This is a genomic window from Rubneribacter sp., from assembly GCF_965361815.1.
In genome coordinates this window covers 1-6,536 of record NZ_CBDTNW010000159.1, presented here as the reverse complement: position 1 = coordinate 6,536, position 6,536 = coordinate 1, and the positions used below count along the sequence as shown (strand labels likewise).

The following is a 6,536-nucleotide window of genomic DNA, read 5'->3' as shown; positions in this document are numbered from 1 at the left end:
TTGCGCGGGCGACGCGTCCTTGCCATCTTGCGTCTGAACCTCTATATTACGTGTGTTATATTACAGTTGTTATATATGGTTGACAGGCGAAGGAGGGACGATGCCGGAGCAGAAGGTGAGGCGGGAGGACGTGCTTGACGCGGCGCTTTCCATCGTGCGGGAGCAGGGCGAGTCCGCGCTGAGCGCCCGGGCGGTGGCCGAGCGCGCGGGATGCTCGGTCCAGCCGATCTACAGCCAGTTCGGCGACATGGGCGGGCTTGTGCGTGCGCTGTACGACCACGCGCGCGCATGGGTGGTCGCCTACAACCGCGAGCACGAGCGCGCTGGCGCCAGCCCCTTCGAGGCGAACGGGCTGGCGCATCTGCGCCTGGCGCGCACCGAGCGCAACCTGTTTCATTTCCTGTACCTGTCGCCGCACATGGGGGCGACAGGCTTCGCGGAGGTGTACGACAGCGTGGCGATCGACGGCGTGCAGCGGTGCATAGAGGAGCTGGGAGGGCTTTCTCCCGAGGCCGCGCGCGAGCTGTACCTGGACATGATCGTGTACGTGCACGGCATGGCCGCGATGCTGGCCACGGGCGCGGAGCTTTCCGACGAGGAGCTGGTCGCGCGCATGGGGGAGGCGTTTCGCTGCTTCGTCGCGCCAAGGAAAGGAGGTATGTGATGGTCATGAGCGGTGTTTCGCGCGAGGCGTCCGCCGATTCGGAGCGAGCGCTTCGCACGGGGCGCTCGGGCGGGGCGGGCCGTTCGGGAAGGCTTGTCATCTTCGACGCGGGAGAGGGGGAAAAGGAGGCGTTCGCAGAAGGGTTCGGCCCATGCGACGTGCTGTTTTCCGCCACGCCTTTGGTGCGGACGTGCACGGGATGCTTCGGATGCTGGACGCGGACGCCGGGCGTGTGCGTGCTGCGCGACCGCTGCTCCGAGGTGCCGTCCCTCATGGCGCGCGCCGAGGAGCTGGTGCTGGTGAGCCCAGTGGCGTACGGAGGCTATTCGCGCAACGTGAAGGCCGTCCTCGAGCGCTCCATCGGCTACCTGCTGCCGTTTTTCCGGATGGCGGACGGCGAGATGCACCACGCCCTGCGCTACCCCGGCGCGCTGCGCCTGGTCGCGCACTTTTACGGGCCGCGCTCGGCGGCTGACGAGGACCTGGCGCGCAGGCTTGTTGCCGCGAACGCGGAGAACCTTGGCGCGTCGGCGTGCGCGGCGTTTTTCCATGAAGATGCGCGCGAAGCGAAGGAGGCGTTCGTATGAAGGTTGTCATGCTGTGCGGAAGCCCGCGGGGCGCGAAGGGGAATTCGGCGTACCTGCTGGACGGGCTTGGGCGCCTGCTGGGCGACCGCGTATCGTACGAGACGGTGCGCGTGACGCCGGGGCCGTCCGCGGCCAACGAGGACGCGGCCGCGAAGGCGGCCGGATGCGACGCGCTGGTGATGGCGTTTCCGCTCTATGTGGACGGGGTGCCCGCAGGTTTGCACGAGGCGCTTGCGCGCATCGGCGAGCGCGTGCGGGAGGCCGGGACGTCGCCTCGGGTGTACGCGGTGGTGAACTGCGGGTTTTTCGAGGCGCGCCAAAACGGGCTGGCCATCGAGATGATCTGGAGCTGGTGCGAGGCGAACGGCCTTGCGCGCGGGCGCGCCGTGGCGGTGGGCGGCGGCGAGATGTGCCGGGCCGCGCCGCTGGGGCATGGACCCGCGAAGGACCTGGGCCGCGCGCTTGCCCAGCTGGCCGACGACGTGGCCGCAGGAGGGGAGGGCGATGCGCTGTGCGCGCAGCCCAACTTCCCGCGCATCCTGTACCGCCTGGGCGCGCGCTTTCTGTGGCGCAAGCAGGCGAAGGCCAACGGGCTGAGCCCGCGCGCCCTCAAACGGCGCCCGGCCAACCTGTGAGGGTGCGCGAAGGGCCCCTTCCGGACGCGGTTCATTGTTTGCAAGGGGGTTGGGGAATGAACCGAGTCCGGGAGGGGCCCTTCGCAGCGGGGCGAGCGGTTCGCAGCCGGCGGGCGCGGTGTGCGCCGACCGGCTGCGAAGGGCGTTTGGGCCGCTAGTAGAACATGAACACGCTCGCTCCCACGTTGTAGAAGGCCACGCGCAGGCAGATGGCGCCTGCCAGGGTTGCGACCAGGGCTATCGATCCCCAGATCTTCCAAGCCGCGCCGTCGGCTCCGCGCTTCGCGACGAGGCAGGCCGCAAGCGGCGCGAGCGCTCCAACGACGACGGCCCCTATCCACAGAAGCGGCGCCTGGTCGCCGACGATGGCCGCGATGTCCATCGGGCCGTTCGCGGGATGGGTGGGATCGAAATGATAGCCGACCTGCGCGAAAGACGAGGCCGAGAATTGCAGGTGCAGGGCGAAGGCGATGGTGGCGAGGGCGTTGACGATGCCGCCGATCACCGCGGGAAAGCCCATGCCCCCTCCGGGTTGGGTCCTGTCCTCGGCCGTTCGAGAGGAAATGAGGGCGAAGCTCGCCGGCCCCAGGACGCACGCCTCGCCGAGCACCGCCAGGATCCAGAGGACGGAGTTCCATGCGGGGCGCGCGGGCATGGTGTAGCTGTGCGCCATGACGACGATCAGCGCCACGGACGCCGCAAGCGACACGGCCGCGAGCCATTTGGGCACGGCGCCTTTGCGCAGGAGCGCAAAGCACGCCACCATGAGGGCGACCACCGCGACGATGGCGATGAGCTCCTGCGTGATGCCGGATGTGAGGTGCCCGAATCCGTTGAAGATGCGCTCCCAATGCTCAAGATGGAAGAACACCGCGACGCCGCCGACGGCGAGCAGGACGACGGAGGCCGCCAAAGACGGCATCTGCGCTCGCTCGCCCCTTCCGAGCAGCGTTGCCAGGCTCTGCGTTCCAAACAGCCCCGCGCTCCACGCGACAAGCGTGGTGAACAGGATCAAAGGCCATTGCAGCTCCATCACTCATCTCCTCCCTTCCAGTCGCGGTTGCGCAGGATGTACACAAACGACGGGTTGTTGCCCGCGTTGGGCAGATGGTGCACGTCGGATGCGGTCCACGGTTTGCTCGTGTCGGTGATGGGCCGGAAGTTCCCGTCGCCGTCCGGAGGGCCGACAAACGTCTCGATGCCCTGCTCGAGGTCACCGAAGAACCGCGCACGTCCTCCGCACTGCCGTACGCATTCGGGCAGCTCCCCCTGGGCGGTTTTCTGCTCGCACAAGGTGCACTTCTCCACCACGCGCTCGGCCTCGTTGAGGTAGCGCACCCCGTAGGGACAGGCCCTGGCGCAGAACTGGCAGCCGATGCACTTGGACTTGTCCACTTGCACGGTGCCGTCCTCAAGCTTGTGCGAGGCGCCCGTGGGGCATCGTGCGCGGGCTGTTCGCGAGCCGCGGGGTGCGCCCACTGTACCGGCCCGTGTTCTTGCAGGCGGTGCAGGATTTTCCCACGCTTGACATAACCGACAGCATTCTCGTTGTCGAGCGGTCCATCCTGCAGCAGCAACCGCTCGGCGGCGCTTATCGGGTGCTTCCCTTCGTCGAGGAGGACGCGTGCTTTCCGTTTTACGCCGTGTTCCGCGCCGATGCGCAGGACGCCGCGCTCCAACGTTTCGTCAAGGCGCTGAAGGACGAGGCGAAAAAAGGCGTTTGATCTGGCTACGTCGGCAGGTCCACGAGCGCGTAGGTGTCGATGTTTTGGCGCTGGTGCAGGACGCGGTAGACGGTGAGCGTCGTGTCGTCGAAGCGGTAGTACACGATGTAGGGGCGTGCGAGGACGGTGCGGTACTCGGTGTGGCCCAGCTCGTCCATGCGCACGCGTCCCCCGCTGTCGGGGAAGGCGCGCGCATGCGCGACGGCGTTGTCGATGCGTTTGACGGCATCGAGCGCCGCCTGGGGCGATCTACGTTCCACGCCCAGGTAGATGGCGATGGACTCGCGGTCGAGGTGGGCGCGCGGGCGCCAGACGAGGTTGAGCATCAGTGCGCCTTCTCGGGCGCGTACTCGATACCCCACAGCGCGAAGATCTCGCGCATCTTCGCGTCCGATTCCTTTGCTGAGACGGCTTCGGGGCGGTAGCGCTCCTCTATTTCGGCCTCGCGCAGGGCCAGGTACACCCGGTTGCGCCGCTCGGCCGATTCGTACGCGCCGCTGTCCATGAGCACGTAGGAGGCCACGCCGTTTTTGGTGAGCACCACGGGTTCCTGTGTTTCGGTGGCTTGCGTGCACACGTCGTTGAGCTGGGTGCGCAGGTCCGTGATGGGCCGGATGACGGGAAGCGGAGCGGCGATGGCTGGCATGGTTCCTCCGATCTTTCGATGTGATGAATAACATACAGTATTATGTATTGAATTCCTAGTGCAAATTCCTTGGGCTGGAAAATGGAAAACGTTCTTGACCCTTACGTTACGTGAGGGTGTAGGCTGGTGCCACGACGTCGGGAAGGGGTGCGTGATGGAACGGGAGAGGCGGGAGGGTCCGCGGCGGGCGGAGGGGGCGAGGTGGCCGGATGACTCGAGGCGATTAGAAAGCGAGGGGCGAGCGGAGCGTATGGAGCGGGCGGAGGAGTCAAAGCGGCTGAGGAGCCTGGACCGTTCGGAAGGCCCGGAGCAACCGTGCGAGGGGTACACGGTTCGCCAGCTGGCCGAGCTGTCGGGGTGCACGGTGCGAACGCTGCACCACTACGACGAGCTGGGACTGGTGCGCGCGCACCGCGCCGCGAACGGGTAACGTCGCTACGGGCCGGCAGAAGTCGCTCGTTTGCAGCAGGTGCTGCTGTACCGCGAGGCGGACATGCCGCTTTCGGACATCAAGCGGCTGCTGGACGACCCCGCCTTCGACGCGCGCTCTGCGCTGGCCGGCCACCTGCGCGAACTGCAAGCGCGTCGCAGGCGTTTGGACGGATTGATCGCGAGCGTGCGGCGCACGCTTGCCTGCATGGAAGGAGAGGACGCGATGAGCGACCGAGAAAGGTTCGAGGCATTCAAGCAAAGCCTTGTGGACGAAAACGAGCGGCGCTACGGCGCCGAGGTGCGTAAGCGTTGGGGCGACGATGCCGCGGACGCGTGCAACGCGAAGGTGATGGGCATGGACGAAGAGCAGTACGGGCGCGCGCAGGCGCTCGAACAGGAGGTGAAGGACGCGTTGGCGGCGGCCCTGCGCACGGGTGACACGACGGGCGAGGAGGCGCGGTGTGCGGCCGATCTGCACCGCCAGTGGCTCTGCTGCTTCTGGGGCGACGGAGCCTATTCGAAGGAGGCGCATCGCGGGCTGGCCGACGCCTACGTGGCCGACGAGCGCTTCAAAGCGTACTACGACGCCGTGGCACCGGGAGCGGCCGCGTTCCTGCGCGACGCCATCCATGCGTACTGCGCGTAGGGAGAGGGCGTCGCGTCATCGACGCCGTCAGGGAGGCGTTCGAGGTGGTCCGTGCGATCTGATGTGGTCAGTCTGCCCGCCTTGCACAGGCGGGCAGACTTTTCTTTCCGCGTCTCTTGATGTTGTACATAATGTCGTTGTACAATCAAGGGGATGACAGGAGGAAGCATGGACGATTCGATGGTGACGGCCCGTATGGCAACGTCAAAAAAGCGGAAAGGGGCAAGCGTTCTTGCGCGAGAAGGTTTAAGTGCCTCCCAGGCGATCAACCTCATGTACGACAGGCTGGTTGAAGAAGGTGGGGCGGGCTTCCTTCTTCCCGCCGATGCTCAGCCGCGCGACGAGGCGCGCTGGGTTGCTGCGGCGCGCTTCGTCGATTCCCTGTCGTCGAGGCGAAGCACGCGGTTCGACGATATGGGCAAAGCCGAGGTGAGGCGGGACAGGCTCCGCGCGAGGGGGCTGATCTAGCGTGGATCGGCTCAAGCTGCTGCTGGACACCAACGTGATCATCGACTACCTGCATGAACGAGAGCCACACTACCGAAAAACCCGGTTGCTCATGACGGCCGGGCGCGTTGGCGAGTTTGATCTGTGGATTACCTCGTCGCAGGTGACGGACCTCATATATATACTTTCTGATGGCGGCAGCCGCGCGTTGATCCCTCGCGTTCTCGAACAGCTGCGCGGTTTGCGGACGTTCGTCAACGTGCACGCCGTCGGCGACCGAGAGGTGGACAGAATGCTGGCCGCAGCGTGGAAAGACCCGGAGGATTCGCTCATATTCGAATCCGCGCTGGCGATGAGGGCCGACGCCATCGTCACGCGCAACCAGAAGGATTTCGAGTCAACGGTGATCAAAGTGGTTGATTGCGACGAGTTCTTCGCGTGGGTCCTGCGGGATTTCGGCCTCGACTACGACGAGGTTGCCATCTGACGGCATCGTCGGCGGCTGCGTCATTGCGCTCTTAAACCAAGCGGGGTTGGCCGCGTTGCCGGGAATCTGCAAAATTCCAATTCAAAATTGGCTGATTCCTGCAAAATTCCAATTGGGAAATCGCGAATTCCTGCAAAATTCAAGTTCGCTTGTTCAGAGGCTCAGAGAGCGGGACGTGGACGGCGGGCTTTTGGGCGGGGGTGGCGTGCCCGCAAGCCCGCTTGGGGTCATTCCACGTTCCGGTCCAAGCGGTTGATGCGCTCGGCCA

General features: G+C 65.8%; 11 protein-coding genes and 1 pseudogene. 8 read left to right on the top strand and 4 right to left on the bottom strand.

The features are described from left to right. Positions 1-100 precede the first annotated feature (100 nt). The 3 genes from ACWKY3_RS11775 to ACWKY3_RS11765 are packed head-to-tail and all read left to right on the top strand — an operon-like array spanning position 101 to position 1,886. Positions 101-664 carry a TetR/AcrR family transcriptional regulator gene (locus ACWKY3_RS11775; protein WP_449316595.1) on the top strand — a complete coding sequence of 188 codons (564 nt, stop codon included), beginning with the start codon at positions 101-103 and terminating at the stop codon, positions 662-664. Further along, positions 664-1,251 carry a hypothetical protein gene (locus tag ACWKY3_RS11770; RefSeq protein WP_449316594.1) on the top strand — a complete coding sequence of 196 codons (588 nt, stop codon included), beginning with the start codon at positions 664-666 and terminating at the stop codon, positions 1,249-1,251. The genes ACWKY3_RS11775 and ACWKY3_RS11770 overlap by 1 nt, the downstream gene beginning before the upstream one ends. After that, positions 1,248-1,886: an NAD(P)H-dependent oxidoreductase gene (locus ACWKY3_RS11765; protein ID WP_449316593.1), complete on the top strand. Its 639-nt coding sequence runs from the start codon at positions 1,248-1,250 to the stop codon at positions 1,884-1,886. The genes ACWKY3_RS11770 and ACWKY3_RS11765 overlap by 4 nt, the downstream gene beginning before the upstream one ends. Positions 1,887-2,040: 154 nt before the next feature. On the opposite strand, the gene ACWKY3_RS11760 is transcribed toward ACWKY3_RS11765, so the two are convergent. Beyond that, complete coding sequence (locus ACWKY3_RS11760) at positions 2,041-2,919, bottom strand: dimethyl sulfoxide reductase anchor subunit family protein (protein ID WP_449316592.1); 879 nt, start codon at positions 2,917-2,919, stop codon at positions 2,041-2,043. Then, positions 2,919-3,326, bottom strand: a pseudogene (locus tag ACWKY3_RS11755) (4Fe-4S dicluster domain-containing protein); the annotation flags it as partial. The pseudogene ACWKY3_RS11755 and the gene ACWKY3_RS11760, both read right to left, overlap by 1 nt. Positions 3,327-3,328: 2 nt before the next feature. On the opposite strand from ACWKY3_RS11755, the gene ACWKY3_RS11750 reads away from it, so the two are divergent. Beyond that, positions 3,329-3,610: a hypothetical protein gene (locus ACWKY3_RS11750; RefSeq protein WP_449316596.1), complete on the top strand. Its 282-nt coding sequence runs from the start codon at positions 3,329-3,331 to the stop codon at positions 3,608-3,610. A 5-nt stretch (positions 3,611-3,615) separates the two neighbouring features. Here ACWKY3_RS11750 and ACWKY3_RS11745 read toward each other — a convergent pair whose 3' ends face one another. Both ACWKY3_RS11745 and ACWKY3_RS11740 read right to left on the bottom strand, forming a co-directional pair. Beyond that, on the bottom strand, positions 3,616-3,936 hold the full coding sequence (locus tag ACWKY3_RS11745) for a type II toxin-antitoxin system RelE/ParE family toxin (protein ID WP_449316591.1): 321 nt from the start codon (positions 3,934-3,936) through the stop codon (positions 3,616-3,618). Beyond that, the gene (locus ACWKY3_RS11740; protein WP_449316590.1) at positions 3,936-4,256 is read right to left on the bottom strand and encodes a type II toxin-antitoxin system Phd/YefM family antitoxin; all 321 of its coding nucleotides are present in this window, start codon (positions 4,254-4,256) and stop codon (positions 3,936-3,938) included. The genes ACWKY3_RS11745 and ACWKY3_RS11740 overlap by 1 nt, the downstream gene beginning before the upstream one ends. Positions 4,257-4,506: 250 nt before the next feature. On the opposite strand from ACWKY3_RS11740, the gene ACWKY3_RS11735 reads away from it, so the two are divergent. From ACWKY3_RS11735 to ACWKY3_RS11720, 4 genes are all read left to right on the top strand, one after another. Then, the gene (locus tag ACWKY3_RS11735) at positions 4,507-4,686 is read left to right on the top strand and encodes a MerR family DNA-binding transcriptional regulator (protein WP_449316589.1); all 180 of its coding nucleotides are present in this window, start codon (positions 4,507-4,509) and stop codon (positions 4,684-4,686) included. A gap of 30 nt (positions 4,687-4,716) precedes the next feature. Continuing rightward, positions 4,717-5,334 (top strand): MerR family transcriptional regulator, encoded by a 618-nt coding sequence (locus ACWKY3_RS11730; protein ID WP_449316588.1) that lies wholly within the window; start codon positions 4,717-4,719, stop codon positions 5,332-5,334. 168 nt (positions 5,335-5,502) lie between these two features. After that, positions 5,503-5,802 carry a type II toxin-antitoxin system RelB/DinJ family antitoxin gene (locus ACWKY3_RS11725; protein WP_449316587.1) on the top strand — a complete coding sequence of 100 codons (300 nt, stop codon included), beginning with the start codon at positions 5,503-5,505 and terminating at the stop codon, positions 5,800-5,802. Position 5,803: 1 nt separating this feature from the next. Beyond that, on the top strand, positions 5,804-6,268 hold the full coding sequence (locus tag ACWKY3_RS11720; protein ID WP_449316586.1) for a PIN domain-containing protein: 465 nt from the start codon (positions 5,804-5,806) through the stop codon (positions 6,266-6,268). Positions 6,269-6,536: the final 268 nt, after the last annotated feature.